Source organism: Pseudoalteromonas sp. NZS100_1 (assembly GCF_015864285.1).
Classification (GTDB): Bacteria; Pseudomonadota; Gammaproteobacteria; order Enterobacterales; family Alteromonadaceae; genus Pseudoalteromonas; species Pseudoalteromonas arctica.
In genome coordinates, this window is sequence record NZ_JADYXN010000363.1 from 1 (window position 1) to 514 (window position 514).

Genomic DNA, 514 nt, shown 5'->3' on the forward strand with positions numbered 1-514 from the left:
ATCGCTCTGGACGTTGTACATCGGTTGGTTGACCTGCCCTCCCGAAAGTTATGGCTGGGAGACCATGGCCGTCGCCTTGCTGCGGGTATCGACGGCTGTGGAGGACCATGGAACGCTGGCGCTCGTGCGCGAAACGGGGCCTGCGTGACCCGTTCGCGAAGAGCCACGCGGTGAGCGACGCGCGCACGGCCGTGGTGGTCGGCGCGAACGGCGGCATGGGCGCCGCGGTTACCCGCGCCTTGCTGCAGCAAGGCTATGATGTCGCCGCAACGGTCTCCCGGCCGGATACGCTGGACGCGTTTCTGGCCGCTTTCCCGGCCTGTTCGCATGCTGTGCCGCTCGACCTTTCGGACGCCGGAGCCGTCAAAGCGCAGCTCACGGGACTGGTCGAGAATTTGCCGCGCCTGGACGCCGTTGTCGTGTGCGCGGCGGTCGCGCCATTCGCTCCGGCGGAAACGACGGATTTCGATGTTTTTCGCCAGACCGTCGAGATCAACTGCCTTTCCAATCTTGC

1 protein-coding gene is annotated in these 514 nt (G+C 65.6%); it reads left to right on the forward strand.

All coding sequences use genetic code 11. The features are described from left to right. Positions 1-107: 107 nt before the first annotated feature. Positions 108-514, forward strand: a 407-nt coding sequence (locus I6F66_RS22310) for an SDR family oxidoreductase (protein ID WP_197209924.1), incomplete at its 3' end; no start/stop codon positions are given.